The organism is Streptomyces fildesensis (assembly GCF_016107395.1).
GTDB lineage: Bacteria > Actinomycetota > Actinomycetes > Streptomycetales > Streptomycetaceae > Actinacidiphila > Actinacidiphila fildesensis.
Genome location: NZ_JAAIKO010000032.1, coordinates 66824 through 93099 on the forward strand (window position 1 = coordinate 66824; position 26276 = coordinate 93099).

At 72.0% G+C, this 26276-nt stretch carries 20 protein-coding genes; 10 read left to right on the forward strand and 10 right to left on the reverse strand.

The features are described 5' to 3' along the window. Position 1 precedes the first annotated feature (1 nt). The 5 genes from C6N31_RS30540 to C6N31_RS30560 form a co-directional block, all read right to left on the reverse strand. A complete protein-coding gene (locus C6N31_RS30540) occupies positions 2-508 on the reverse strand; it encodes a MaoC family dehydratase (protein ID WP_138355605.1) in 507 nt (168 codons plus the stop codon). 2 nt (positions 509-510) lie between these two features. Then, on the reverse strand, positions 511-2508 hold the full coding sequence (locus C6N31_RS30545; RefSeq protein ID WP_138355544.1) for a protein meaA: 1998 nt from the start codon (positions 2506-2508) through the stop codon (positions 511-513). Next, the gene (ccrA, locus tag C6N31_RS30550) at positions 2508-3863 is read right to left on the reverse strand and encodes a crotonyl-CoA carboxylase/reductase (RefSeq protein WP_138355543.1); all 1356 of its coding nucleotides are present in this window, start codon (positions 3861-3863) and stop codon (positions 2508-2510) included. The genes C6N31_RS30545 and ccrA overlap by 1 nt, the downstream gene beginning before the upstream one ends. Positions 3864-4285: 422 nt before the next feature. Continuing rightward, positions 4286-5116: a TetR family transcriptional regulator gene (locus C6N31_RS30555; RefSeq protein ID WP_138355542.1), complete on the reverse strand. Its 831-nt coding sequence runs from the start codon at positions 5114-5116 to the stop codon at positions 4286-4288. Positions 5117-5195: 79 nt separating this feature from the next. Further along, positions 5196-7010 carry a 3-hydroxyacyl-CoA dehydrogenase family protein gene (locus tag C6N31_RS30560; RefSeq protein WP_138355541.1) on the reverse strand — a complete coding sequence of 605 codons (1815 nt, stop codon included), beginning with the start codon at positions 7008-7010 and terminating at the stop codon, positions 5196-5198. 355 nt (positions 7011-7365) lie between these two features. Between C6N31_RS30560 and C6N31_RS30565 the strand changes: the two genes are divergently transcribed. Next, on the forward strand, positions 7366-7914 hold the full coding sequence (locus C6N31_RS30565) for a HEAT repeat domain-containing protein (RefSeq protein ID WP_138355540.1): 549 nt from the start codon (positions 7366-7368) through the stop codon (positions 7912-7914). Here C6N31_RS30565 and C6N31_RS30570 read toward each other — a convergent pair. Next, positions 7857-8408, reverse strand: a complete 552-nt coding sequence (locus C6N31_RS30570; protein ID WP_232485841.1) for a GNAT family N-acetyltransferase — start codon at positions 8406-8408, stop codon at positions 7857-7859. The two genes, C6N31_RS30565 and C6N31_RS30570, sit on opposite strands and share 58 nt — an antisense overlap. A 10-nt stretch (positions 8409-8418) precedes the next feature. After that, positions 8419-9453, reverse strand: a complete 1035-nt coding sequence (locus C6N31_RS30575) for an Rv2578c family radical SAM protein (RefSeq protein ID WP_138355539.1) — start codon at positions 9451-9453, stop codon at positions 8419-8421. A 102-nt stretch (positions 9454-9555) separates the two neighbouring features. Between C6N31_RS30575 and C6N31_RS30580 the strand changes: the two genes are divergently transcribed. Beyond that, complete coding sequence (locus tag C6N31_RS30580) at positions 9556-10005, forward strand: SRPBCC family protein (RefSeq protein ID WP_198358626.1); 450 nt, start codon at positions 9556-9558, stop codon at positions 10003-10005. A gap of 148 nt (positions 10006-10153) precedes the next feature. Continuing rightward, a complete protein-coding gene (locus tag C6N31_RS30585; protein ID WP_138355537.1) occupies positions 10154-12601 on the forward strand; it encodes an MFS transporter in 2448 nt (815 codons plus the stop codon). A 98-nt stretch (positions 12602-12699) separates the two neighbouring features. On the opposite strand, the gene C6N31_RS30590 is transcribed toward C6N31_RS30585, so the two are convergent. Further along, entirely contained in the window at positions 12700-14346 is a 1647-nt protein-coding gene (locus tag C6N31_RS30590) for a DUF8823 domain-containing protein (RefSeq protein ID WP_244809501.1), read from the reverse strand. Between the two features lie 281 nt (positions 14347-14627). On the opposite strand from C6N31_RS30590, the gene C6N31_RS30595 reads away from it, so the two are divergent. The 7 genes from C6N31_RS30595 to C6N31_RS30625 all read left to right on the forward strand — a co-directional run bounded on the left by C6N31_RS30595 (position 14628) and on the right by C6N31_RS30625 (position 24239). Beyond that, entirely contained in the window at positions 14628-17108 is a 2481-nt protein-coding gene (locus C6N31_RS30595) for an ATP-binding SpoIIE family protein phosphatase (protein WP_138355536.1), read from the forward strand. Positions 17109-17191: 83 nt separating this feature from the next. Further along, positions 17192-17914: a class I SAM-dependent methyltransferase gene (locus tag C6N31_RS30600; RefSeq protein ID WP_138355535.1), complete on the forward strand. Its 723-nt coding sequence runs from the start codon at positions 17192-17194 to the stop codon at positions 17912-17914. Between the two features lie 88 nt (positions 17915-18002). Beyond that, entirely contained in the window at positions 18003-18836 is an 834-nt protein-coding gene (locus C6N31_RS30605) for a M55 family metallopeptidase (protein ID WP_138355534.1), read from the forward strand. Further along, positions 18829-20187 (forward strand): M20/M25/M40 family metallo-hydrolase, encoded by a 1359-nt coding sequence (locus C6N31_RS30610; RefSeq protein WP_138355533.1) that lies wholly within the window; start codon positions 18829-18831, stop codon positions 20185-20187. Before C6N31_RS30605 ends, C6N31_RS30610 begins: the two co-directional genes overlap by 8 nt. Continuing rightward, on the forward strand, positions 20184-22160 hold the full coding sequence (locus C6N31_RS30615) for a dipeptidyl-peptidase 5 (RefSeq protein ID WP_138355532.1): 1977 nt from the start codon (positions 20184-20186) through the stop codon (positions 22158-22160). The genes C6N31_RS30610 and C6N31_RS30615 overlap by 4 nt, the downstream gene beginning before the upstream one ends. Beyond that, a complete protein-coding gene (locus tag C6N31_RS30620; RefSeq protein WP_138355531.1) occupies positions 22157-23107 on the forward strand; it encodes a S66 peptidase family protein in 951 nt (316 codons plus the stop codon). Before C6N31_RS30615 ends, C6N31_RS30620 begins: the two co-directional genes overlap by 4 nt. Before the next feature lie 52 nt (positions 23108-23159). Further along, positions 23160-24239, forward strand: coding sequence for an NAD-dependent epimerase/dehydratase family protein (locus C6N31_RS30625; protein WP_138355530.1), 1080 nt, complete (start codon positions 23160-23162; stop codon positions 24237-24239). 2 nt (positions 24240-24241) lie between these two features. Here the strand turns inward: C6N31_RS30625 and C6N31_RS30630 are convergent, their stop codons facing one another. Both C6N31_RS30630 and C6N31_RS30635 read right to left on the reverse strand, forming a co-directional pair. Further along, positions 24242-25354 carry a sensor histidine kinase gene (locus C6N31_RS30630; RefSeq protein ID WP_138355529.1) on the reverse strand — a complete coding sequence of 371 codons (1113 nt, stop codon included), beginning with the start codon at positions 25352-25354 and terminating at the stop codon, positions 24242-24244. Then, the gene (locus C6N31_RS30635) at positions 25347-26114 is read right to left on the reverse strand and encodes a response regulator transcription factor (protein ID WP_138355602.1); all 768 of its coding nucleotides are present in this window, start codon (positions 26112-26114) and stop codon (positions 25347-25349) included. Before C6N31_RS30635 ends, C6N31_RS30630 begins: the two co-directional genes overlap by 8 nt. Positions 26115-26276: the final 162 nt, after the last annotated feature.

Here is a 26276-nt window from a genome sequence, read left to right on the forward strand (position 1 = left end):
GTCACTTCTCCTGCAGCTCGGGGCGGCCGGGCTGCTCGCCGCCGCGTTCCTTGATGTACGTGGCGGTGGGGACCATGACCTTGCGGCGGAAGACGCACACCATGGTGCCGTCCTGCTTGTAGCCCTTGGTCTCGACGTGGACGATGCCGCGGTCGTCCTTCGACTTGGACGGCCACTTGTCCAGGACGGTGGTCTGCCCGTAGATGGTGTCGCCGTGGAACGTCGGTGCCACGTGCTTGAGCGACTCGACCTCCAGGTTGGCGATCGCCTTGCCCGACACGTCCGGCACGGACATGCCCAGCAGCAGGGAGTAGATGTAGTTCCCCACCACGACGTTCTTGCCGAAGTCGGTGGTGTTCTCGGCGTAGTTCGCGTCCATGTGGAGCGGGTGGTGGTTCATCGTGAGGAGGCAGAAGAGATGGTCGTCGTACTCGGTGACCGTCTTTCCGGGCCAGTGCTTGTAGACAGCACCGACCTCGAACTCTTCGTAAGTGCGACCGAACTGCACCGTCATACCTCCAACTTGTTCGCGAGCCGGATCTCGTCCACGATCCGCCCGATGATCTCAGTGATACCGAAGTCCTTCGGGGTGAACACCGCCGCCACCCCGGCGGCCCGCAGCGCCGCCGCGTCCGCCGGGGGGATGATCCCGCCGGCGATCACCGGTACGTCGTCCACCCCGGCCCTGCGGAGCCGGTCCAGCACGTCCGGCACGAGTGCCGCGTGCGAACCGGACAGGATCGACAGGCCCACGCAGTGCACATCCTCGGCCACGGCCGCGGACACGATCTGCTCGGGGGTGAGCCGGATGCCCTGGTAGACCACCTCGAAGCCCGCGTCGCGGGCCCGTACGGCGATCTGCTCGGCGCCGTTGGAGTGCCCGTCGAGACCCGGCTTGCCGACCAGCAGCCGGAGCTTGCCGCTGCCGAGTTCGGCGGCGGTCGCGGCGACCTTGCGGCGGACCTCGGCCAGCGGGGTGCCCGCCTCGGCGGTGACCGCCACCGGGGCGCTGCTGACGCCCGTGGGGGCGCGGAACTCGCCGAAGACGTCCCGCAGCGCCCAGGACCACTCGCCGGTCGTGACACCGGCGCGTACGCAGGCCAGTGTCGCGGCCATCAGGTTCTCACTGCCCGCCGCCGCGGCTTTCAGCGCCGCCACCGACTCCTGGGCGCGCTGCTCGTCGCGGTTGTCCCGCCAGGTGTGCAGCGCGCTCACGACGCGCGCCTCGTTGGCCGGGTCGACGGTCATGATGGCGGTGTCGAGGTCCGCGGTGAGCGGGCTGGGCTCGGTGCCCTGGTACGAGTTGACCCCGACGATCTTCTCCTCGCCCGACTCGATGCGGGCGCGCCGCTCGGCGTGCGAGGAGACGAGCGCCGACTTCAGATAGCCGGACTCGACGGCGGCCATGGCGCCGCCCATCTTCTCGATGCGCTCCATCTCGGCCGTCACCAGCTCCATGAGCTCGGTGACCTTGGCCTCGATGACATGGCTGCCGTCGAAGATGTCCTCGTACTCCAGCAGGTCGCTCTCATGGGCGAGCACCTGCTGGATGCGCAGGCTCCACTGCTGGTCCCAGGGCCGGGGCAGACCCAGCGCCTCGTTCCAGGCGGGAAGTTGCACGGCGCGGGCGCGGGCGTCCTTGGAGAGGGTGACGGCCAGCATCTCCAGGACGATGCGCTGGACGTTGTTCTCCGGCTGGGCCTCGGTCAGCCCCAGCGAGTTGACCTGCACGCCGTAGCGGAACCGGCGCTGCTTGGCGTCCTCGATGCCGTAGCGCTCCCGGGTGACGGTGTCCCAGAGCCGGCCGAAGGCCCGCATCTTGCACATTTCCTCGATGAAGCGGACACCCGCGTTCACGAAGAAGGAGATCCGGGCCACCACCTCGCCCCGGCGGTCCTCCGGGATCTGCCCGGAGGCGAACACCGCGTCCAGGACGGCGATCGCGGTGGACATCGCGAAGGCGATCTCCTGGACCGGTGTGGCCCCGGCCTCCTGCAGGTGGTAGCTGCAGATGTTGATCGGGTTCCACTTGGGGATGTTGTTGACCGTGTACGTGATCATGTCGGTGGTCAGCCGCAGGGAGGGGCCGGGCGGGAAGACGTGCGTCCCGCGCGACAGGTACTCCTTGACGATGTCGTTCTGCGTCGTCCCCTGGAGCTTGGTGATGTCCGCGCCCTGCTCCTCGGCGACCACCTGATACATCGCCAGCAGCCACATGGCGGTGGCGTTGATGGTCATCGAGGTGTTCATCCCCTCCAGGGGGATGTCCTGGAAGAGCCGACGCATGTCACCGATGTGCGAGACCGGGACGCCGACCCGGCCGACCTCGCCGCGGGCGAGGATGTGGTCGGGGTCGTACCCGGTCTGGGTCGGCAGGTCGAACGCGACGGACAGGCCGGTCTGCCCCTTCGCGAGGTTGTTCTTGTACAGCTCGTTGGACGCCTCGGCGGTGGAGTGGCCGGCGTACGTCCGCATGAGCCACGGACGGTCTTTTTCGCGTCGCGGCATCAGACGTTCCGGAAGCGGTTGATCGCCGGCAGGTGCTGTGCCCGCATTTCGTGGTCGGTGACGCCGAGACCCTCCTGCGGGGCCAGCGCCAGGACGCCGACCTTGCCCTGGTGCAGGTTGCGGTGCACGTCGAACGCGGCCTGGCCGGTCTCCTCCAGGGAGTACGTCTTCGACAGCGTCGGGTGGATCTTGCCCTTGGCGACCAGCCGGTTGGCCTCCCAGGCCTCGCGATAGTTCGCGAAGTGCGAGCCGACGATCTTCTTGAGCGACATCCACAGGTAGCGGTTGTCGTACTCGTGCATGTAGCCCGAGGTCGAGGCGCAGGTGGTGATGGTGCCGCCCTTGCGCGTGACGTAGACGCTGGCGCCGAAGGTCTCCCGGCCGGGGTGCTCGAAGACGATGTCGATGTCCTCGCCGCCGGTCAGCTCGCGGATGCGCTTGCCGAAGCGCTTCCACTCCTTGGGGTCCTGGGTGTGCTCGTCCTTCCAGAATTTGTAGCCCTCGGCGCTGCGGTCGATGATCGCGGTCGCGCCCATCGAGCGGCAGATGTCCGCCTTCTGCTCACTGGAGACCACGCAGATCGGGTTGGCGCCGCCGGCCAGCGCGAACTGGGTGGCGTACGAGCCGAGTCCGCCGGACGCGCCCCAGATGAGGACGTTGTCGCCCTGCTTCATGTCGGCGCCGTTGCGGGACACCAGCTGGCGGTAGGCGGTGGAGTTCACCAGGCCGGGAGCGGCGGCCTCCTCCCAGCTGAGGTGCGCGGGCTTGGGCATCAGCTGGTTGGACTTGACGAGCGCGATCTCGGCGAGACCGCCGAAGTTGGTCTCGAAGCCCCAGATGCGCTGCTCGGGGTCGAGCATCGTGTCGTTGTGGCCGTCGGAGGACTCCAGCTCGACGGAGAGGCAGTGCGCCACGACCTTGTCGCCGGGGTGCCAGGCGTTGACGCCGGGTCCGGTGCGCAGGACGACGCCCGCGAGGTCGGAGCCGATCACGTGGTAGGGCAGGTCGTGCCGCTTGCTGAGCGGCGAGAGCTTCCCGTACCGCTCCAGGAACGAGAACGTGGAGACCGGCTCGAAGATCGAGGTCCACACGGAGTTGTAGTTGACCGAGCTGGCCATGACGGCGACAAGGGCCTCACCGGGACCGAGTTCGGGGACCGGCACATCGTCCAGGTGCAGGGACTTGCGCGGGTCCTTGTCACGGCTGTCGAGGCCGGCGAACATCTCGGCCTCGTCCTTGTGGACGGTGATGGCGCGGTACGACTCGGGCAGCGGCAGGGCCGCGAAGTCGGCGGCCGAGCGGTCCGAGTTGTCCGAGCTGTCCGACGCGAGAATCGCGTCCAGAATTTCCTTCACGGGGTGCCTCCGGCGAAGCGCGACGTAGATACGTTTGAGGGAACGTCGGCGAGGGCTGACGGGTGACTGGTGCCGTCGGTTCGGCGGGGGTACTGCTCCCGTGACGGTCGCACGGGTGGAACCGGTGCGCGCGGTGGCGCGGTGGTTCCCCCGGACGGGATCCGGGGGTGCCTGTGACGCAGGCGTCCGGGCCTTTGGGGACAGACGGCGTGCGTGGGATAAACGTGCCGCCCGCCCGGACACTCCCCCAGCTACCGCTGGGAGGTGCCCCCAACGTTATGGCACGGGGTGCCACTCGTAAAGACACTGCGTGCCAACAATTTCTCTCAAGTGTCATCCCGGCGCCACAAACGAGCAACAGCGGCCGCCCGGATCACCCGGACGGCCGCTGTTCCCTACCTCTGCGGGGGCTCGGCGGGCGGTCAGCCGCCCCGCAGCGCCCGCTCGATGATCCGCATCACCTCGGCGGGCGAGGCGTCCGTACGCGCCACCGTGACCACGACCTCGCCGGTCTGCGAGACCGCCGCGGCGGGCGCCGAAGGAGGCCCCGCCGGCCGCCTGACCCCTATGCCGGTGCCGAACGTCGCCTTGATCACGTCGAAGGCGTGGTCCAGCTGCGCCTCCACGTCCCCCTTGCCGCCGGCCCGCAGCCAGCGCCGCAGCACATGGTTGTGCGCCGCCACCACGGCCGACGCGGCGACCTCGGCGAGCAGCGGGTCGTCGTCGCCGTCATGGTGCGCCGACTCGTCGAAGTGGCCCAGCAGATAACGGGTGAAGAGCCGCTCGTAGCGGGCCACAGAAGCGATCTCGCGCTCCCGCAGCGTCGGCACCTCACGGGTCAGCCGGTACCGCTCCACGGAGACCTCGGGGGACTCCGCGTACATCCGCAGCACCTCGGTGATGCCGCGGCACACGGTGTCCAGCGGGTGCTCATGCGGTTCCGCGGAGTCCAGGACGGCCTGGACCCGCACCAGCGTGTCGTCGTGGTCCGGGAAGATCGCCTCTTCCTTGGACCGGAAGTGCCGGAAGAACGTCCTGCGGGCCACCCCGGCCGCCGCCGCGATGTCGTCGACGGTCGTCGCCTCGTACCCCCGGGACGCGAACAGGTGCATCGCGGACGCGGCGAGGTCCTGCCGCACCCGGTGGCGCTGGGCGGCGGCACGGCGGCCGTTCGCCGTAGCCGGCGCGGGGCCTTCTGCGGTGGTCTTCGTCGCGGACTTGAGGGGCTGGGCCATACGTGGAACGTACTCCATGGCCGGGCCCGCGCGGGACGTACGGGGCGGCCGGGACGGCCCCCGCGGGCCGAGCAGACCGCCCCAGCCGCCCTCATGATCAGCGCCGGGCATACTCGCGGAAGCCGCGGCCCGTCTTGCGGCCGAGGCACCCCGCCGACACCAGGTGCTCCAGCAGCGGCGAGGGCGCCAGGCCCGGGTCGCGGAACTCCTTGTGCAGCACCTGCTCGATCGCCAGGGACACATCCAGTCCGACGACGTCCAGCAGCTCGAACGGGCCCATCGGGTACCCGCCGCCGAGCTTCATGGCGGTGTCGATGTCCGCCACCGTCGCGTAGTTCTCCTGGACCATCTTCACGGCGTTGTTCAGGTACGGGAACAACAGGGCGTTGACGATGAAGCCGGCCCGGTCCCCGCAGTCCACGGCGTGCTTGCGCACCTTCCCGCACACCTCTCGGACGGTGGCGTGCACATCGTCCGAGGTCAGGACGGTACGGACCACCTCGACGAGCTTCATCGCGGGCGCCGGGTTGAAGAAGTGCATCCCGATCACGTCCCGCGGGCGCGAGGTCGCGCGGGCGATGACGATGACGGGCAGCGAGGACGTCGTGGTGGCGAGCACCGCACCGGGCTTGCACACCTCGTCCAGCGCGGTGAAGAGCGCCTGCTTGACGGCGAGGTCCTCGGCGACGGCCTCGACGGCCAGGTCCACGTCGCCGAAGGCGTCGTACGAGCCGGCCGGCGTCACCCGGGCGACGGCCGCGTCGCGCTGCTCCTGCGTCAGCCGCCCCTTGGCGACCGAGCGGTCCAGCGACTTGGCCAGCTTGGCGACGGCCTGGTCGGCCTTCTCCTGCGAGCGGGCGGCCAGCACGACGTCGTAACCGGCCTTCGCGAACACCTCGGCGATACCGGTCGCCATGGTGCCGGATCCGGCGACGCCCACGCTGCGGACGTCACGGCCCGCGACACCGGCGGTCCCTGCGGTGTCCGGGGTCGAGGCGTCGGTGACGACGACCTCGCTGCCGGGAGCCTCGTAGGTGTAGAAACCGCGGCCCGACTTGCGGCCGGACAGACCGGCGGCGGCCAGCTGGCCGAGGATCGGGGCGGGCGCGTGCAGCCGGTCGTGGGACGCCTCGTACATCGCCTCCAGGACGGTCTGCGCGGTGTCGATGCCGATCAGGTCGAGCAGCGCCAGCGGGCCCATCGGCAGGCCGCAGCCGAGCCGCATCGCCGCGTCGATGTCCTCGCGGGTCGCGTACTTCGACTCGTACATCGCCGCGGCCTGGTTGAGATAGCCGAACAGCAGGCCGTCGGCGATGAAGCCGGGGCGGTCGCCGACGGGGACCGGCTCCTTGCCGAGCGCGCGCACCAGCGCGGTCACCGAGGCGGTCGCCTCCGGCGAGGTCAGGACGGTGGAGACCACCTCGACCAGTTTCATGGCGGGTGCCGGGGCGAAGAAGTGCAGGCCGAGGACGCGGTCCGGGCGCGTGGTGTGCGAGGCCAGCCGGGTCACCGACAGGGCGTTGGTGCCCGTCGCGATGATGGCGTCCGGCTTCACGATCAGGTCGAGCGCCTCGAAGACCGCCTGCTTGGCCTCGAACTGCTCGTTCACGACCTCGATGACCAGATCGGCCTCGGCGGCCGCCTGCAGGTCGGGGAAGGTGCGGAACCGCGCGAGGGTGTCGGCGCGCTCGGCCTCGGTGATCCGGCCGCGCTCGACGGCACGCGCCGTGGACTGGTCCAGCGCCGTGACAGCCGTGCGGGCGGCGGTGTCGCTGGTGTCGATGCCGATGACCTCATGGCCGGCGCGGGCCATGACCTCGGCGATTCCGGCGCCCATGGTGCCGAGGCCGACGACGGCGACGGTGGGCAGGGCGAGGGAGGGCAGGGGACTGCTGCTGGACGGACGGTCCATCGCGAAACTCCAGATGCTGAGGAGACCGCTGCTGCCGGGAGGCGCGCGCGGCTGAGGAGTTGGTGGAGTCGCGGGCCACGGAGAAGGGGTGGATGCCCGCATGAGGGTGAAGGGCGGGCCCTGTCCCGGGGCCGCGCCGCGATGGTGCCGAACCGACGTGAAGTGTTGCGTGCTGCTGAGCGGTGGTGCGTGCCCGGAACACGTACGGGTGGTGCGTTCCGGGCTGTGCGCGGCGGCTGCGTCACCAGGCTGCCGTGCACGTTGGTCCGAGGGTAACCGGCCGGTAACCTACGCGCCAGACCACCGCCCATGTGATCTGTACCGCGTACAGATGAGCGCGCCGTAGGCTGAGCGGGTGGATTCCGCAGCGCGCGACGAACTGGCCGGCGTACTCACCGCACCGGGGCAGCCCCTCGAAGTCAGGGAGGCCGCCGCCGTGGCCCTGGCCGCCGCAGGGGACCGGAGGGCCTTCGAAACCCTCGCCCTGCTGCTCAACTACCGTGAGCCGGAACGGGCCGAGAACGCGGCCCGGGCGCTCGCCCTGCTGGGGGACCCGCGCACCGCGCGGGCCGCCGCCGCGCTCGCGACCAATCCGCTCCGGGTCGCCTACGCCGTACCGCCGATCCGGCTGCTCGTCCAATTGAGGGCGCCGGAATCCGTCCCCGCGCTCATCGAGACCCTGGACCGGCTGCTGGCCGAGCAGACCCTCGGCTGGGACGCCGTTCCCGCCTGCGTGGAGGGGCTCGGCGAGCTCGGCGACCCCCGGGCGGCGACCGTACTGCGGGCCGCGTGCGCGCATCCCCGGCTGCGCACGGCCGCCGTCGCGGCCCTCGAGCGGATCGGCGGCTACGAGGCGGACGCGTCCGGCGCGCGCGCCGCGTCCGACGAGGCGCCGCGGACGTAGCGCACCTCGCGCAGGAACACGTCGCCGTAGTCCTCCTGCTGTTCGGCGCCGTCGGGCACGAAGCCGGCCTTCTCGTAGAAACGGCGGGCGCGCGCGTTGTCGGCCAGCACCCAGAGCCGCAGACGCGGGAAGTCGCGGTCCGCGGCGCGGGCCAGCACCGCACCGATGAGCGCGCGGCCCGCGCCGGTGCCGATCCGGTCCGGGCGGACGTAGATCGCGTACAGCTCGCCGTCGCCCGGCTCGGCGTCGTCGCCCCGGTACGGGCCGTGGGCGGCCCAGCCGGTGACCTCGGTCCCGTCGGCCGACACGAGGTTCTCCACCCGGCCGGTGTCGTGGGCGAACCACTCGCGGCGCCGGGCCGCGTCCTCCGGCGCCGACATCGCGTCGAGGTACCCCTGCGGCACGATGCCGGCGTACGCGCTCTGCCAGCCGCGCACCCGGATCGCGGAAACGGCGTCGATGTCGTCGCCGGTCATCACTCGAACATCGGTCATGGGCAGGAGATTAGAGCAGCGACAGCTGGGTCGGTCCCTCGACCTCCACCGGGGCGGCGGCGGGCGGCGGGACGGCCCGAAGGGCGTTGGACCGGGCCGGGCCGATGCCGAACTCCGTGGCGAACTCGTGCACTTGGCGGGTGATGCGCCGCTGGTACCACGTGGGGGCGTACGAACCGTCCGCATAGAGCGCCTTGTAGCGGCTGAGCAGCCGCGGATGGTGCACGGAGAGCCAGGCCAGGTACCACTCGCGGGCGCCCGGCCGCAGATGCAGCACGAGCGGGGTGACGGAGGTGGCCCCGGACCGCGCGATGGCGCGCACGGTATCGCGCAGCTGCTCGGGGGAGTCGCTGAGATACGGCAGGACGGGCGCCATCAGGACGCCGCAGCGGATCCCGTTCCCGTTCAGCGTCCGGCAGACCTCCAGCCGCTTGCCGGGGGACGGCGTACCGGGCTCGACGGTGCGCCACAGCTCGCGGTCGAGGAAGCCGACGGAGACCGCGATGGAGACCTCGGTGACCCGGGCCGCCTGCCGCAGCAGGTCCAGATCGCGCAGGATCAGCGAGCCCTTGGTGAGGATCGAGAACGGATTGGCGTGGTCGCGCAGCGCGCCGATGATGCCGGGCATGAGCTGGTAGCGGCCCTCGGCCCGCTGGTAGCAGTCCACGTTGGTGCCCATGGCGATGTGCTGCCCCTGCCAGCGCGGCCCGGCGAGCTCCTTGCGGAGCAGTTCGGGCGCGTTCACCTTGACGATGATCTGCGAGTCGAAGTCGAGACCGGTGTCGAGGTCCAGATAGCTGTGCGTCTTGCGGGCGAAACAGTAGACGCAGGCGTGGCTGCATCCCCGGTACGGGTTGACCGTCCAGTCGAACGGCATCTGCGAGGCGCCCGGCACGCGGTTCACGATCGACCGGGCCCGTACCTCGTGGAAGGTGATGCCGCGGAATTCGGGGGTGTCGAAGGTCCGGGTGACCACGTCCGTCCCGAACAGTGCGGGCGTGGTGGCGGTGGCGGCCTCGTCGCGGCCCAGGTTGTCCCAGCGCATGACGCCCTCCTCAGTAGCTCCTCCATAGAATAGAACACATATTCGGTTAGCGCGTGTGGTTGGCTTGCCCGGCACATGCGGGCACGGACCGGAGGAGAAGAAATGGCGCAGGTCGAGGCCACCACCCAGCGGGTCATCGAAGCGGAACCGGAGCGGGTGTACGACGCTCTCGCGGACTACGCGGGCACCAGGAAGACCCTGCTCCCCGAGCAGTTCAGCGAGTACGAGGTCCGCGAGGGCGGCAGCGGCGCCGGCACGCTGGTGCACTGGAAGCTGCAGGCGACCAGCAAGCGGATCCGCGACTGCCTCTTCGACGTCACCGCGCCGACCACCGGACAGCTGGTCGAGGCCGACCGCAACTCGTCCATGGTCACCACGTGGACGGTGACCCCGGCGGGTGCCGGCCGGTCCAGGGTCGTCTCCACCACCACCTGGGACGGCGCCGGCGGCATCGGCGGCTTCTTCGAGCGGACCTTCGCGCCCAAGGGACTCGGGCGCATCTGCGACGAGGTGCTCGCGAAGCTGGCCGCCGAGGTCGAGGCGGCCGAGTAACCGTCGTGCCGTCTGAGCCCCGTCCGGGTTCGATCGTTCACTGATACGGGTGGTTCTGCATCGCTTCGGAGAATCGTCGCGCTTGTTCGTCGTTGTCGCTTAATGCGGGAAATGGGCGACGAGGCAGGCGCGACGAGGGGAGCGGCACGTGGGCGGAACCACTCTGGCCGAACGGGCCGGAAGGTCCGGACGGGCCGAACCGGCGGACGGCGCGGCATCGACCGGCCCTGAACCGGCCGATGCCCCGCCGCCCGGCGCGGACGGCCCGTCCGGTTCGGCCACCGGCATTCCGCCGGCCGACCTGACCCCGCGCAGAGTGCGGCTGGTCTTCCTCGGCCTGATGCTCACACTGCTGCTCGCCGCCCTCGACCAGATGATCGTGGCGACCGCCCTCCCGAAGATCGTCGGAGAGCTGCACGGCCTGGAGAAGATGTCCTGGGCCGTCACCGCCTACCTGCTCGCGTCGACCATCGGCCTGCCGATCTACGGCAAGCTCGGCGACCTCTTCGGCCGCAAGCGGGTCTTCCAGTTCGCGATCATCGTCTTCGTCATCGGCTCCGCGCTGGCCGGCTGGTCGCGCACCATGGACCAGCTGATCGCCTTCCGCGCGGTTCAGGGCGTCGGCGGCGGCGGGCTCATGATCGGTGTGCAGGCGATCATGGCGGACATCGTCCCGCCCCGCGAACGCGGCCGCTACATGGGCCTGATCGGCGCCGCCTACGGGGTCGCGTCCGTCGCCGGACCGCTGCTCGGCGGCTTCTTCACCGACCACACCTCATGGCGCTGGTGCTTCTACATCAACGTGCCGTTCGGCCTGTTCACCCTCGCCCTCATCACCGTCGTGCTGCGGCTGCCCCGCCCCACGATCCGGCCCCGCCTCGACGTGCTGGGAGCGCTGCTGCTCGCGGCCGGCTCCACCTGTCTGGTGCTGCTGACCAGTTGGGGCGGCACCACCTACGCGTGGCGCTCGGAGATGATCGTCGGACTCGGCGCGGGCGCCGTCGTCAGCGCCGTGCTCTTCGTCCTGACCGAACACTTCGCGGCCGAACCCGTCATCCCGCTGCGGCTGTTCCGTGACGGCATCTTCAACGTCACCGCGCTGGTCGGCGCGGTCGTCGGCGTCGCGCTCTTCGGCGCCGCCAGCTATCTGCCGACCTTCCTGCAGATGGTCGACGGCGCCAGCGCCACCGGCTCCGGGCTGCTGATGCTCCCGATGATGCTCGGCGTCGTCCTCGCCTCCGTCGCCTCCGGCCAGCTGATCAGCAGGACCGGCCGCTACAAGATCTTCCCGCGGCTCGGCGGCGCGCTCTCCGCGCTCGGCATGTGGCTGCTGTCCCTGCTGGACGCGGGCACCTCCCGGGTCGAGTACAGCGCCTTCATGGCGGTGCTCGGCCTCGGTATCGGACTCGTGCTGCCGGTCCTGGTGCTCGCCGTGCAGAACTCGGTGCGGCCGGCCGACATCGGCGCCGCCACCAGCGCCAACAACTACTTCCGGCAGATCGGTGGATCCGTCGGCGCGGCCGTCTTCGGCACGCTCTTCGCCAACCGGCTGGCCGACCAGCTCGCCGTCGAACTCCCGCGCGGCGCGCACCTGCCGGACCCCCAGTCGATCACCCCGCAGCTGGTGCACACGCTGCCCGCCGCACTGCGCGACGGCTACGTCCAGGCGTACGCCGCAGCCATGCCGCGGATCTTCCTGTACCTGGTGCCGGTGCTCGTCCTCGGCTTCCTGCTCGCATTCCTCCTGAAGGAGAAACCCCTGGTGACCCAGCATGGTCCCGTCTCCGATCCCGCCGTCCCCCCGGCCAGGACGGCCGCCGGCCGGACCGCCGACGCCGGGGGAGTCCCGGTCTGCGGCACCGTCCAGCACTCCGACGGCACCTCGGTGGGCCGGGCCGCGCTCACCCTGATCGACGTCACCGGCCGGCAGATCGGCCGCGGCGCGACCGGTGAGGACGGACGGTACGCGCTGAGCACCCCCGGCACCGGCAGCTATGTACTGATCGCGGCGGCGGGCGGCCATCAGCCGCAGGCCGTCAGCGTGACGGTCGGCGACCGGCCGGTCGAGCTGGACGTGGTGCTCGGCGGCGCCGGCCGGCTGGCCGGCACGGTGCACACCTCGGACGGCACCCCGGTCCGCGACGCCATCGTGACGCTCACCGACGTACGCGGTGATGTCGTCTCCAGCACCCGCAGCGCCCGCGAGGGCAGCTACGTGCTGACCGATCTGGTGGCGGGCGAGTACACGCTGGCCGCCAGCGCTCCCGCCTACCGCCCCGCCGCGCTGCCGGTCTCGGTGCAGGCGGCCCGTGAGACCCGGCAGGACGTCGAACTGGCCGGTGGCGCGGTGCTGCGCGGCACGGTGCGGGCGCCCGGTGGCCGGGTGGTCGAGGACGCCCGGGTCACCCTGCTCGACGCGGCGGGCAACGTGGTGGACTCGGTGACGACGGGGGCCGACGGTCTCTTCCGCTTCGTCGATCTGGCGGCCGGCGAGTACACCGTGATCGCCGCCGGGTACCCGCCGGTGGCCACCGTCCTGCAGGTCGCGGGCGGCGGGCGCACCGAACGCGATCTGCAGCTGGGGCACGAGGACTGACTCGCGCTGACGGAGGGGCTGACGGGGCGCGCGGATGATGCGGAACTCCCTCGGCGTCCGGGCGCGGCGAGGGAGGTGTGCGCCGGGCGGCGCCGGGGTCAGTCCTTCTTGCAGGGCGTCCCGCGGGACAGGGCGTAGCGCCCGCCTATCCGATACGTGCCCGGCGCCGGCGCGTACAGCCGCGTCCAGTCGCCGGCCTGCTCCAGACAGCCGTGATCGGAGTCCGTGGCTCCCGCTATCGCCAGCCACGGCGACCACGGGATGCGCAGCAGCACCGGACCCGCCGTCGGGACGTCGACGACCAGCTCGGCCGGTCCGGCCTGGCGGACGATCGACGGCGGGTCGGCCATCGGCTCGGCCCCGGTCACGCTGTACAGCCGCCAGTGGTCGTCCTGCCAGACCGGCTGCAGCCAGGCGTGCCCGGCCGCGACGATCTTCGCCTCGGCGACGGCCGCGCCGTCCGGTTCGTCCGACGGCAGGACCACGTATCCGACGCCCCAGCGCTGCAGCCACGCCAGATAGGTGGCCGGGGTGAGGGTGCCGTCGTAGAAGAGCGGATTGCGCTCGACGTCCGCCTGCCGGTTCCAGCCGCGGGCGAGGTTGACGTGCGGGGCTATCCCCGACGCCTCCCAGTGCGAGCGCAGCGGAACGACCTCGACCCGGCCCCGGTCGGCCCCGACCCGGGCCAGTTCGTCGATGAGCCCCTGGGCGTGCTCGATGGTCGCGGTCACCGGCGCGGTGTTGACCAGGTCGGTGACGGGCTTGGCGACCTGCCAGACCGCGACGGCGGTGAACGCCGCGAAGATGACGAGGGTCTTACGGCCCCGGTCGGTGCGCCCGACCGCGGCCGCGAGCAGCGCGGTGCCGCCGAAGAGCAGCGAGAGCCGCTCGACATTGCTGCCGATCGGCGACGGTATCGCCCAGGTCAGCACTATGCCCGCGGCGTAGACCCACGATCCGGTCCGCAGGGTGCTCCAGGAGCGCGGTACCAGGAGCGCCACCAGCACGGCGGCGGCCAGCGGCAGCGCGGCGAAGTACCAGGTGAACGGCTGCACCCCGTAGAAGGGGAACAGCAGCGAGGTGCCGCCGACCACGATCGGCGGGCTCGCGGCCAGGATGTACGCGTGCTTGCGCCGCCCGGTGAGGAACAGGGCGCCCGCCAGGACCTCGATGAAGAGCCCGGCCACCGGGCTGCACATGGTGGCCAGCCCGCCCAGCGCGGAGGCTCCGACGATGCGCGAGGTCCGCTGGTCGTCGTCGGGGAGGACCAGGGCGGCGGCGGCCAGTGCGAAGAGCATGCCGAGCGCGAAGGTCACCCGGCCCGACGCCACGTCGCACCAGAGCGCGAAGGCCGTCCACAGCGCGGGCAGCATCGGCCGCCGTATCCGGTAGCGGACCAGCAGATACGCGGCGACGGTGGCGGAGAGCGTGCCCGCGATCACCGCGGTCGTACGGACCCCGAGCCACGCCATGATGTAGGGCGACAGGATGCTGTACGAAGCGGGGTGCATCCCGCCGTACCAGGAGAGGTTGTACGCGGAGTCCGGGTGCTCGCGGATGAAGTCCGTCCACGCGAACTGGGCGGCCATGTCCCCGGCGTCCTTGGCCAGGAACAGCGCCCACACGATGTGCAGCACCGCGGCGAACAGCGTCGCCGCCATCACCGGCCGGCGCGGATCGGCCAGTCGGAGAAAGGGCTTGGGACGCTTTGCGGCGGCCCAGCCCGCGGTCTCCCAGGTGGTCACGTTGTTCTCTTCCAGTCGCGGGTCCTACGTGCTCCGGCTTGGATCCCCACCCGGCCGGAGTCGAACTCGCACCACGGATCTGGAGTTCGAACAGAGAGGAAGGACGCTAGCACGTGCCCAGGGGGGCGCTCACGCGCGGGCGTGCGCCCGGATTCGGGCAATGCCCTTCGCGGCACCCTTACTCGGTCGTACGGTGGTACAGGTGCCGCAGATCTTGCACCGGGACGGGAGATCCCGGCCGGTCCTGTGAAGCGGCTCCGAGGGAAGGAGCCCACCCAGCCATGGACCGCCGCATTCCTCCGGGGCTGTCCGGACGGATCCCGCTTGCGGTGATCGTCGTGGACGGCGCGGGACTCGTATCGCACTGGAGCACCGGTGCGCGCAAACTCTTCGGCTGCTCCAAAGAAGAGGCCGTCGGTCGCCCGGCGGTGGATCTGCTCCCGGTCTCCGGCGCTCTGAACAGCGCGGTCGTGGACGAGGGCTGGCCGGACGACTTCGGCCCCGAGCTGGACGCCTCGCTCAGCGGAGGGACCTCGTACCCCACCGCCGGCCGGGCCCGGCTCTTCGACGACTGCCACGGCGGCGGCGCGGACCGGGAGGACGGGGCGGTGGACGTCCTGTGGTGGGCGTACCCGCTCGTCGGCCCGGGGCCCGAGCGGCTGCTCGTCCTGGCGGCCGACGCGACCCAGTTACGCTCCTCGCCGGATTCCGGGCCGGAAGAGGACTCGGCGGACGACGCGCAGGCGGCCCACGGGCCGGCCGGGGAATTCGAACGGATCGCGCCCGGCTTCGCGCTGCACACCGAGTTCTCCGGCGCCGACCAGCTCGCCAAGCGGCTGCCCGAGATCCTGCCGAGCATGAATCCGGTGGAGAGCGCCCGGATCGTCTCGCAGGTGCTGGAGCTCGGCTATCCGGTGCTGGAATTCAGCCAGCACGACCGGGTGCCGGTCACCCCCGACTGGGGAGTGCCCAGGCGCGACGAGCGCCGGGCCAGGCAGCGCGCCGCCGCGGCCGCCCAGCTCGACCCGCAGGCCGCGGCCTCGGCCGACCTGGCGCCCGACCTCGAGTACGCCGCGGTGCGCGAGCACCTCGAATTCCTCAACGAGGTCAGTGCCCGCATCGGCACCTCGCTGGATCTGGCCCGCACGATCCAGGAGGTCAGCGCGGCCGTGGTGCCGCGCTTCACCGATGTCGCCGGCTCGTATCTGCGCGAGCAGGTGCTCGCGGGTGAGGGCTTCCCCGACGGGCCGCCGGACGTCACCACCATGTGGTACCGGGTGGCCGTCGAGCACACCGACGAGCCGGGGCGCTGGGACGACGTGGTGCCGGTCGGCGAGTCGATGCCGTTCCCCGAGCACACCCCGTTCTTCCAGTGCATGACCAGCGGCCGGCCGGTGCTCGTACCGCGGATCTCCGAGCAGATGGGCAACGCGATCGCCGCGCAGTTCGAGAAGCGCGACATCAGCCCGCTGATCAACAACCGGTCGATGCTTGTGGTGCCGCTCAAGGCCCGCAACGTGGTGCTCGGCTTCATGATCCTGCTGCGCCACCAGGAGCGTCCGGTCTTCAACGACATGGACAAGGCCACGGGCGCGGAGTTCGCCGCCCGCGCCGGCCTCGTGCTGGACAACGCCAGGATGTACACGTACCAGGAGAATGTCGCCGACACCCTCCAGGACAGCATGCTGCCGCACATCACCCCGCGGATGCCGGGCTGCGACGTGGCCACCCGCTATCTGCCCGGGACCCGGCTGGGCCGGGTCGGCGGCGACTGGTTCGACACGATCAAGCTGGCCGGCTCGCGGCTGGCGCTCGTCGTCGGCGACGTCATGGGGCACGGGCTGAACTCGGCCGCGATGATGGGCCAGCTGCGCACCGCCGTCCAGACCATGGCGGCGATGGGCATGCCGCCCGCCCAGCTGCTGCGCAATCTCGACGATCTGGCGCAGCGCCTCGGCGAGCACTATCTGGCGACCTGCCTGTACGCGGTGTACGACCCGATCGAGTCCGAGCTGGTGATCTCCAACGCCGGACACATCCCGCCGGTCCTGGTGCGGGCGGCCGACGGGCGCAGCGAGCTGCTCGACGTGCCGACCGGCGCCCCGATCGGGGTGGGCGGCGTCCCGTTCGAGACGGTCACGGTGCCGGTCGCGCAGGGCGACCGGCTGGTGCTGTGCACCGACGGGCTGGTCGAGGTGCGCGGACAGGACATCGGCACCGGGCTGGCCGCGCTGTGCGAGAGCGCCGCGCACCCGGCGGCGTCGATGGACGACGCCTGCGACACGATCATCCGCGCGCTCAACCCGCGCGGCGGCCGCAAGGACGACGTCGCCCTGCTGATGGCGCGGTTGAACGGCATCCCGCGTTCGGACGTGGCGACGTGGCAGCTGGCCCGCCATCCGCGCGAGGCCGCGCACGCCCGCCGGCTGACCCGCGCGACGCTGCGCGACTGGGATCTGGAGGAGGTCTCCGAGACCGCGGAACTGCTGGTCGGCGAGATCGTCACCAACGCCATCCGGCACGCGGGCACCAGTGAGGTCGAGCTGCGCCTGGTGCGGGCCGACGCCCTGCTGTGCGAGGTCACGGACGACGACCACGCGGTCCCGGTCCTGCTGAACACGGGCCCCGAGGACGAGTACGGGCGGGGCATGCGGATCGTGAGCCGGCTGGCGCGGCAGTGGGGTACGAGCCGCACGGCGCAGGGCAAGACGGTCTGGTTCGAGCAGACGCTGCCGCGGTCGGCGTCGCGACGGCGGCGCTGAGGGGGCCGGCTGTTCGGCGCCTGGCCGCCGCGTCACCGCGTACCGAGTCACTGAGGTTTCGTCGGATCCTGGGGAGTCCCGAAATGAACGTGCCCGGCACCTACACACAGGCCTGGGAGAGCTTCTGGCGCGACGCGCCCGCCACGGCCGGGGCGGTCTTCTGGGACGCGGACGCGTCCCTCACCGCCGCCCTGCAGCTGCCGCTCTTGGAGCCGTACTTCGACGCCGGCCTGCCGGTCGTCGACGTCGGCTGCGGCAACGGCACCCAGACCCGGTACCTCGCGGAGCGCTACGACCGGGTGGTCGGGGTGGACCTGTCCGAGGCGGCGATCGGGCACGCGCGCCGCGCTGACCCGCACGGCGTCGCCGAGTACCAGCAGCTCAACGGCGCCGACGCGGCCACGACCCGCCGGCTGCACGCGGAGATCGGTGACGCGAACGTCTATATGCGGGGCGTCCTGCACCAGTGCGAACCGGCGGACCGGGCGCCGCTGGTCGAGGGCATCGCGACACTGCTCGGCGAGCGGGGGCGGGTGTTCGCGGTCGAGCTGGCCGCGGCCGCGAAGGGCATCCTGCTGGGTCTGGCCCAGGGACCAGGCGGCCCGCCGCCGAAGCTGGGGGCGGTCTTCGCGCACGGCCTCACCCCGGGCGAGGTGGCCGACGAGGCGGTTCCCGGCTACTTCCGGGCGGCAGGTCTGGAGCTGCTGGCCGGCGGCGGGCAGCCGCTGACGACGACGGAGTCCCGTACCGACGGCACGCGCATCGAGCTGCCGTCGCAATGGCTGGTGGCGGGCCGTGTCAGGTAGCGTCTGTCAGGGTTTGTAGAGGTCTAGACCACTGCAGTTATCCACAGCTCTGGCATGCGCTGCCCAAAACCGCGTAGCGTTGCCTCGCATGAAGATCCTCATCTCGGCCGACATGGAGGGCGCCACCGGCGTCACCTGGCCTGCCGATGTGTTGCCGGGAAGCGAGCAGTGGCAGCGCTGCCGCCATATGTTCACGTCCGACGTGAATGCCGCGATCGCCGGGTTCTTCGACGGCGGAGCCGACCAGGTCCTGGTGAACGAGGCGCACTGGACCATGCGCAACCTGCTGCTGGAGAAACTCGACGAGCGGGCCGAGATGCTCACCGGCCGCCACAAGGACCTGTCGATGGTCGAGGGCGTGCAGCACGGGGACGTGGACGGCATCGCGTTCGTCGGCTATCACACGGGCGCCGGGACCGAGGGCGTGCTCGCACACACCTATCTCGCCAACTCGATCACGGGCGTGTGGGCCAACGGTGAGCCGGCGAGCGAGGGGCGGCTGAACGCGCTGGTCGTCGCCGAGTACGGTGTGCCGGTGATCCTGGTGACCGGCGACGACCGTACCGGCGCCGACGCGCGCGGCTACGCGCCGCGGGCCCGCACGGTCGCGGTCAAGGACTACGTGTCGCGGTACGCGGCGGTCTGCCGGCCCCCGGCCAGGACCGCGGCCGACATCCGGGCCGCGGCGAAGGAGGCGGTGGCCCTCGCGGTGCGCCATGAGCCCGCGCAGGACGGACCGTTCCACATCGAGCTCGAGTTCGATGCCGTACACCTTGCCGGGGCCGCCACGGTGGTGCCCGGCGTGGCGCGGACCGGCGAACGCCGAGTCGGCTACACATCACCGACCATGTACGAGGGAATCCGCGCTTTCAAGGCGGTCACCACGCTCGTGTCGGCAGCGGTGGAGGAACAGTATGGCTGAGCAAGCGGTCTTCGAATCGGTCGGCCTGGGGGTGGACCAGCAGGCGCTGGACGAGGTGGTGCGCTTCACCTCCGAGCTGATCCGGATCGACACGACCAACCGCGGTGGCGGCGACGGCAACGAGCGGCCCGCCGCCGAATACGTCGCCGAGCTGCTGTCCGACGCCGGGATCGAGCCGATGATCCTGGAGTCCGCCCCCGGCCGTACCAATGTGGTGGCCCGTATCGAGGGCAGCGACCCCGGCGCCGACGCGCTGCTGGTCCACGGCCACCTGGACGTCGTTCCGGCCGAGCCCGCGGACTGGAGCGTGCACCCCTTCTCCGGCGAGATCCGCGACGGAGTGGTCTGGGGCCGCGGCGCGGTCGACATGAAGAACATGGACGCGATGGTGCTGGCCACGGTGCGGGCCATGGCCCGCACCGGCCGCCGTCCGGCCCGGGACCTTGTGCTCGCCTTCACCGCGGACGAGGAGGACAGCGCCGTGTTCGGCTCCGGCTTCCTCGCGGACCAGCACGCCGATCTCTTCGAGGGCTGTACCGAGGGCATCAGCGAATCGGGCGCCTTCACCTTCCACGCGGGCGGCGGCATGCGGCTGTACCCGGTGGCCGCCGGCGAGCGCGGCACCGCCTGGCTCCGGCTGACGGCGCACGGAAAGGCCGGACACGGCTCCAAGGTCAATCCGGCGAACGCGGTCAGCAGGCTGGCCGCGGCCATCGCGCGGATCGGTGAACACGACTGGCCGGTCCGGCTCACCGCCACCGTGCGCGCCTCGCTCACCGAACTCGCCGCGCTGCACGGCATCGAACCCGATCTGGACGATGTGGACGGGCTGCTCGGCAAGCTCGGCCCGGCCGCCGCGCTCGTCGAGCCGACGGTCCGCAACAGCGCCAACCCGACGATGCTGCAGGCCGGTTACAAGATCAACGTCATCCCCGGGACCTCGACCGCCTACGTGGACGGACGGATGCTGCCCGGTGGCGAGGCCGAGTTCACCGAGACCATGGACCAGCTCACCGGCCCGGACGTCGAGTGGGAGTTCCACCACCGCGAGGTGCCGCTCCAGGCTCCGGTGGACTCGCCGACGTACGCGGCGATGCGCGAGGCGCTGGAGCACTTCGACCCGGAGGCGCACGTCGTCCCGTACTGCATGTCGGGTGGCACGGACGCCAAGCAGTTCTCCCGGCTCGGCATCACCGGCTACGGCTTCTCTCCGCTGAAGCTGCCCCCGGGCTTCGACTACCAGGCGCTCTTCCACGGAGTGGACGAGCGTGTGCCGGTCGAGGCGCTGCACTTCGGCGTCCAGGTGCTCGACCGCTTTCTGACCTCCTCCTCAGGGAAGGCACCGGAATGACCCAGGACGTCCCGTACGGAGCCTGGCCGTCGCCGATCGGTGCGGCGACCGCCGCGTCGCACGACGGCAGCCCCGAATTCGCGGGCTTCGTCGGGGACGAGGTGTGGTGGACCGAGCCGCGCCCCGCCGAGGGCGGGCGCCGGGCGCTGGTCCGGCGGCTCGCGGACGGCAGCGAGCAGTGCCCGCTGCCCGCACCGTGGAACGTCCGCAGCCGCGTCATGGAGTACGGCGGCCGGCCGTGGGCCGGCACACCGGACGCGGACGGCCCGCTGATCGTCTTCGTGAACTTCGCCGACCAGCGCCTGTACGCGTACCGGCCGGGTGCGGAACCGCTGCCGCTGACGCCCGTCTCGGCGGTGGGCGACGGTCTGCGGTGGGTGGACCCGCAGATCCACCAGGACCGGGGCGAGGTCTGGTGCGTCCTGGAGGAGTTCACCGGCGCCGGGCCCTCCGACGTGCGGCGCGTCATCGCCGCCGTGCCGCTGGACGGGTCGGCCGCCGCCGACCGCGGTGCGGTGCGCGAACTGACCGACGGCGCCGACCGGTTCGTCACCGGCCCCCGGCTCTCACCGGACGGGCGGCAGGTCGTCTGGATCGCCTGGAACCACCCGCTGATGCCCTGGGACGGCACCGAGCTCAAGCTCGCGCAGGTCGGGGAGGACGGCGCCTTCACCGGCGCCCGCACCCTGATCGGCGGTCCCGAGGAATCGGTGGCACAGGCCGAATGGGCCGCGGACGGCACCCTGATCGCCGCCACGGACCGCACCGGCTGGTGGAATCTGCACCGCGTCGACCCCCGCACCGGCGAGGCCGTCAACCTCTGCCCGCGCCAGGAGGAGTTCGCCGGCCCGGTGTGGAAGCTCGGCTACCGCTGGTTCGCCCCCGTCGGCGAGGGCCTGCTCGCCGTTCTGCACGGCGTCGGAGCCCAGCGCCTCGCCATACTCGACCCGGCCACCGGCGAACTGGCCGATGTCCCGGGCCGCTGGACGGAATGGGCCGCGGGCCTCGCCACCTCCGGCACCCGGGTGCTCGACGTGGCCGCGAGCGCGCGCTCCTCGTTCGAGGTCGTCGAACTCGACACCAGCACCGGGCACACCCGCGTCATCGGCTGCGCGCACCAGGACACCGTCGACCCCGCGTTTCTGCCGGACCCCACCGCCCGGACCTTCACCGGACCCGGCGGCCGTGAAGTGCACGCGCAGGTGTACCCGCCGCACAACCCGGCGGCCGGCGCGCCGGCGGGCGACCTGCCGCCCTATGTGATCTGGGTGCACGGCGGCCCCACCAGCAGGGTCCCGATGGTGCTCGATGTGGAGATCGCCTACTTCACCTCGCGCGGCATCGGCGTCGCCGAGGTCAACTACGGCGGCTCCACCGGCTACGGCCGCGCCTACCGCGAGCGGCTCCGCGAACAGTGGGGCGTCGTGGACGTCGAGGACTGCGCCGCGGTCGCCCAGGCACTCGTCGACGAGGGCACCGCGGACGGGGCCCGGCTCGCGATCCGCGGCGGCAGCGCCGGCGGCTGGACCACCGGAGCCTCGCTCACCTCCACCGACCTGTACGCGTGCGGCGCCATCAGCTTCCCGATCCTGGACCTCACCGGCTGGTCGGCGAACGGTGAGACGCACGACTTCGAATCGCAGTACCTGGAGTCCCTCGTCGGCCCGCTCGCCGAGGTCCCCGACCGGTACCGCGACCGCTCGCCGGTCAACGGCGCCGACCGCGTCACCGCACCGTTCCTGCTGTTGCAGGGACTGGACGACGTGATCTGTCCACCAGTCCAGTGCGAGCGCTTCCTGGAACGGATCGCCGGGCGCGGCATCCCGCACGCGTACCTCACCTTCGAGGGCGAGGGCCATGGCTTCCGCCGCGAGGACACGATCGTCGCCTGTCTGGAGGCCGAACTCTCGCTCTACGGGCAGGTCTTCGGCTTCGTGCCGCCCGGTGTGCCGAAGCTGGGTCTCACCAGATGACGGGGACCGTTCCGGAGCCGCTGCGCCGCGCGCACCGACTGGTGCCCGGCGACCGGGTCGCCGTCGTCGCCCCCAGCGGACCCGTTCCGCGGGAGCGGCTCGACGCCGGGCTCGACATCCTGCGCGGCTGGGGCCTCGACCCGGTCGTCGCGCCGCATGTCCTGGACCGGCACCCGGGCCTGGACTACCTGGCCGGCGCGGACCAGGACCGCGCCCGGGACCTCCAGCAGGCGTGGTGCGACCCCTCGGTGGCGGCGGTGCTCTGCGCGCGCGGCGGCTACGGCGTCCAGCGCATGGTCGACCTGCTGGACTGGAACGCGATGCGAGCCGTGGAGCCGAAGGCGTTCATCGGCTACAGCGACATCACCGTGCTGCACGAGGCGTTCGCCACCCGGCTCGGGCTCGCCACCGTGCACGGCCCCATGGCCGCGGCCGCCACCTTCCTCAAGGACGACCCCACCCAGGACCATCTGCGCCGCACCCTGATGGAGCCCCGGACCGTCCAGGTCCTCAGCTCGCCCGCCGCCCGGACCATGGTCCCCGGCCGGGCACGCGGCCGGACCCTCGGCGGTACCGTCTGCCTGCTCGCCGCGGAACTCGGCACCCCGGGGGCCCGGCCCGGCGCCGCCGGCGGGATCCTGCTCCTGGAGGACACCGGCGAGGAGCCGTACCGGCTGGACCGCTACCTCACCCAACTGCTGCGCTCCGGTTGGCTGGACGGCGTCGCCGGGATCGTCCTCGGCTCCTGGGCGGAGTGCGGCCCGTACGAAACCCTGCGCCCGCTGCTGCTCGACCGGCTCGGCGATCTGGGGGTGCCGGTCGTGGAGGAGCTGGGGTTCGGGCACTGCGACTCCGCGATCACCGTGCCCCTCGGCCTGCCCGCCGTCCTGGACGCCGACGCCCGCACCCTGACGATCGAGGTCCCGGCACTCCTTACGGACCGCTGACGTCCCGGCCGGGTCACGCCGTCAGGACCGGCCGGGACCGTAGCGTCGGAGCATGCTGACACTCGTCACCGGAGGCGCGGGCTTCATCGGCTCGCATATCGTGACCGCCCTCCTCGAAGCCGGACACGATGTGCGCGTCCTGGACGTCCTGCTCCCCGCCGCCCACGGCGACCGCGCCGAACCGCCCGTCCTCCCGGCCGGAGCCGACTGGCGGCGGGCCGACGTCCGGGACCGCGCGGCCGTCGAGGACGCGCTGCGCGGGGTGGACGCGGTGTGCCACCAGGCCGCCATGGTCGGACTCGGCAAGGACTTCGCCGACGCGCCCGACTACGTCAGCTGCAACGACCACGGCACGGCCGTGCTCCTCGCCGCCATGGCAGCGACCGGAGTGCGGTCCCTGGTCCTGGCCGGCTCCATGGTCGTCTACGGCGAGGGCCGGTACGCCTGCGCGCGGCACGGCGTCGTCCGCCCGGGACCGCGCCGGGTCGCCGATCTCGACGCGGGCCGCTTCGAACCGCCCTGCCCGCAGTGCGGCGATCCGCTCGCCCCCGGCCTCGTCACCGAGGACGCCCCCACCGACCCGCGCAATGTCTACGCCGCCACCAAGCTCGCCCAGGAACACCTGGCCGCCGCCTGGGCCCGCGCAGCCGACGGCCGCGCGGTGTCCCTGCGCTACCACAACGTCTACGGCCCCGGGATGCCGCGCGACACCCCGTACGCGGGCGTCGCCGCGCTCTTCCGCTCCGCCCTGGCACGCGGCGAGGCCCCCCGCGTCTTCGAGGACGGCGCCCAGCGGCGGGACTTCGTACACGTAAGGGACGTCGCGGCAGCCAACGCGGCCGCCCTCGGCGCGCTCACCGGCGGACCCTCCGGCGGGCTGCGGACGTACAACGTCGGCAGCGGCACCGTCCACTCCGTGGGCGACATGGCCGCCGCCCTCGCCACGGCCACCGGCGGGCCCGCCCCCGTCACGACGGGCGAGTACCGGCTCGGCGACGTCCGGCACATCACGGCCTCGTCCGCGCGCATCCGCACCGAACTCGGCTGGGCGCCGGCCGTCGGCTTCACCGACGGCATGCGGGACTTCGCCCGGGCCGCCCTGCGCGGGGCCGCAGCGCCCGCCCCGGCCTGACGTCAGCCCGAGGCGGCCGGCAGGACGACCTCGAAGCGGCAGCCGCCCGGTACGTTGCGCACGGCCGCGTGGCCGGCGTGGGCCTCGACGATGCCGCGGACGATCGCGAGGCCGAGTCCGGCCCCCGCGGGAGGCGTCCTGGCTCCGGTGCCGCGCCAGCCGGTGTCGAAGACCCGGGGGAGATCGTCGGCGGGGATGCCGCCGCAGCCGTCGGTGACCGACAGGACCACGGAGTCGGCCTCGCGGTGCGCGGAGACGGCGACGGTTCCGTCGGCCGGGGTGCGGTGGATGGCGTTGGCGAGGAGGTTCGCGAGCACCCGCGTCATCTCGCGGCCGTCGACCTCCACCGGCACGGACTCGACGCCGTCGCCGATCAGCCGGACCCCGTGCTCGCGGGCCAGCGGATTGGCGCCGGCGATGGCGTCGCCCACCAGGTCGTAGACGGACATCCGGGACGGCGCCAGGGCGAGCACTCCCGCCTGGATGCGGGAGAGTTCGAAGAGATCGCCGACCATGCCGCTGAGGCGTTCCACCTCGGTCCTGATCTGCGCGTGGTAGCGCGCGGGGTCCTCCGCTATGCCGTCCTCCAGCGCCTCGGCCATGGCGCGCAGCCCGGCGAGCGGGGTGCGCAGATCGTGCGAGATCCAGGCCACCAGCTCCCGGCGGGACGCCTCCAGCGCGCGTTCGCGCTCCCGTGACGCGGCGAGCTTCGCGCTGGTGGCGGCCAGTTCGCGGCCCAGGTCGGCGAGTTCGGCGGTCGGCGCCCCGGCGGGCGCGGCGAAGATGTCGCTGTCGCCGAAGTCGCGGGTGGCGGTCGCCAGCGCGCGGCTGCCCGCGACGACCCTGCGGCCGAGCAGCAGGCTCACGCCCAGCGAGACGACGGCGGCCATCGCGCAGACCGTTATGACCACGCCGAGGTCGTGCGAGGACAGGAACATCGCCCAGGCGACCGAGAGCGTGCCGGCGAGCATCGCCGCCACCGTGACGGCGGCGACCACCGCGAGCGACAGCGCCACCGACCGGTTCCGCAGCAGCCGCAGTGCCAGCGCGCCGAGGAGCCCGGCGGCCGCGGCGCCGAGCGCCGCGTAGGCCGCGATCAGCAGGACGTCATGCATCGGGATTCACCGTTTCCTGTACTGCCTCAGGTGCTGCCTCGGGTGCTGCCGATTCCGCCACCGAGGGCACGGGATCCGCAGGGGGAGTGCCGCGTGGCGGGTCGAAGCGGTAGCCGACGCCCCAGACCGTGCTGATCAGCAGCGGCCGGGCCGGATCGGCCTCGACCTTCTCGCGCAGCCGCCGTACGTGCACGGTGACGGTCGACAGATCGCCGAACTCCCAGCCCCACACCCGCCGCATCAGCTCCTCGCGTCCCAGTACCCGCCCGGGGTGCCGGAGGAAGAACGCGAGCAGGTCGAACTCACGGATGGTCAGGGCGAGTTCCGTGCCGCCGTGGGTGGCGCGCCGGGCGGCCGGGTCCAGGGCGAGCGGCCCCGACCGCAGCCAGGGGCCGGCGGGCGGCGGTGTCCCGGCGCGGCGCAGTACGGACTCCACGCGCAGTACCAGCTCGCGCGGGCTGAACGGCTTCGTGACGTAGTCGTCCGCGCCGACCTCCAGACCGAGGATCCGGTCGTCCTGGTCGCCGCGGGCGGTCAGCATCACGACCGGGACGGGGCCGCGCTCGCGTATCCGCCGGCACACCTCCAGCCCGTCCAGGCCGGGCAGCATCAGATCGAGGACGACGAGGTCCGGGCGGACGGCGGCGGCACGGGCCACCGCGGTGGGTCCGTCGGCGGCCCGGTCCACGGCGAAGCCCGCGCGCAGGAGGTATCCCGCGACGACTTCGGCGACGGTCGGATCGTCGTCCACGACGAGGATGCGGCGCTGTGCGGGTTCGGTGGTCACGCTTCGAGTCTGGCACCGGGCGCCGGGAGCGGGCTCCCGGGTGGGGGCTCAGGAGTCCGACGTCCGTGTTTCGTAAGGATCCAAAGCCCGGAATGTCGGTTTCTGCTTCGTAGGGTGAGGAGCGTGACCAACCCA

Excerpts from the sequence above, each read along its gene's own strand:
- C6N31_RS30545 (WP_138355544.1), bottom strand. The coding sequence starts at position 2,508 with ATGCCGCGACGCGAAAAAGACCGTCCGTGGCTCATGCGGACGTACGCC.
- C6N31_RS30555 (WP_138355542.1), bottom strand. The coding sequence starts at position 5,116 with ATGGAGTACGTTCCACGTATGGCCCAGCCCCTCAAGTCCGCGACGAAG.
- C6N31_RS30560 (WP_138355541.1), bottom strand. The coding sequence starts at position 7,010 with ATGGACCGTCCGTCCAGCAGCAGTCCCCTGCCCTCCCTCGCCCTGCCC.
- C6N31_RS30570 (WP_232485841.1), bottom strand. The coding sequence starts at position 8,408 with ATGACCGATGTTCGAGTGATGACCGGCGACGACATCGACGCCGTTTCC.
- C6N31_RS30575 (WP_138355539.1), bottom strand. The coding sequence starts at position 9,453 with ATGCGCTGGGACAACCTGGGCCGCGACGAGGCCGCCACCGCCACCACG.
- C6N31_RS30580 (WP_198358626.1), top strand. The coding sequence starts at position 9,556 with ATGGCGCAGGTCGAGGCCACCACCCAGCGGGTCATCGAAGCGGAACCG.
- C6N31_RS30595 (WP_138355536.1), top strand. The coding sequence starts at position 14,628 with ATGGACCGCCGCATTCCTCCGGGGCTGTCCGGACGGATCCCGCTTGCG.
- C6N31_RS30600 (WP_138355535.1), top strand. The coding sequence starts at position 17,192 with ATGAACGTGCCCGGCACCTACACACAGGCCTGGGAGAGCTTCTGGCGC.
- C6N31_RS30605 (WP_138355534.1), top strand. The coding sequence starts at position 18,003 with ATGAAGATCCTCATCTCGGCCGACATGGAGGGCGCCACCGGCGTCACC.
- C6N31_RS30610 (WP_138355533.1), top strand. The coding sequence starts at position 18,829 with ATGGCTGAGCAAGCGGTCTTCGAATCGGTCGGCCTGGGGGTGGACCAG.
- C6N31_RS30615 (WP_138355532.1), top strand. The coding sequence starts at position 20,184 with ATGACCCAGGACGTCCCGTACGGAGCCTGGCCGTCGCCGATCGGTGCG.
- C6N31_RS30620 (WP_138355531.1), top strand. The coding sequence starts at position 22,157 with ATGACGGGGACCGTTCCGGAGCCGCTGCGCCGCGCGCACCGACTGGTG.
- C6N31_RS30625 (WP_138355530.1), top strand. The coding sequence starts at position 23,160 with ATGCTGACACTCGTCACCGGAGGCGCGGGCTTCATCGGCTCGCATATC.
- C6N31_RS30630 (WP_138355529.1), bottom strand. The coding sequence starts at position 25,354 with ATGCATGACGTCCTGCTGATCGCGGCCTACGCGGCGCTCGGCGCCGCG.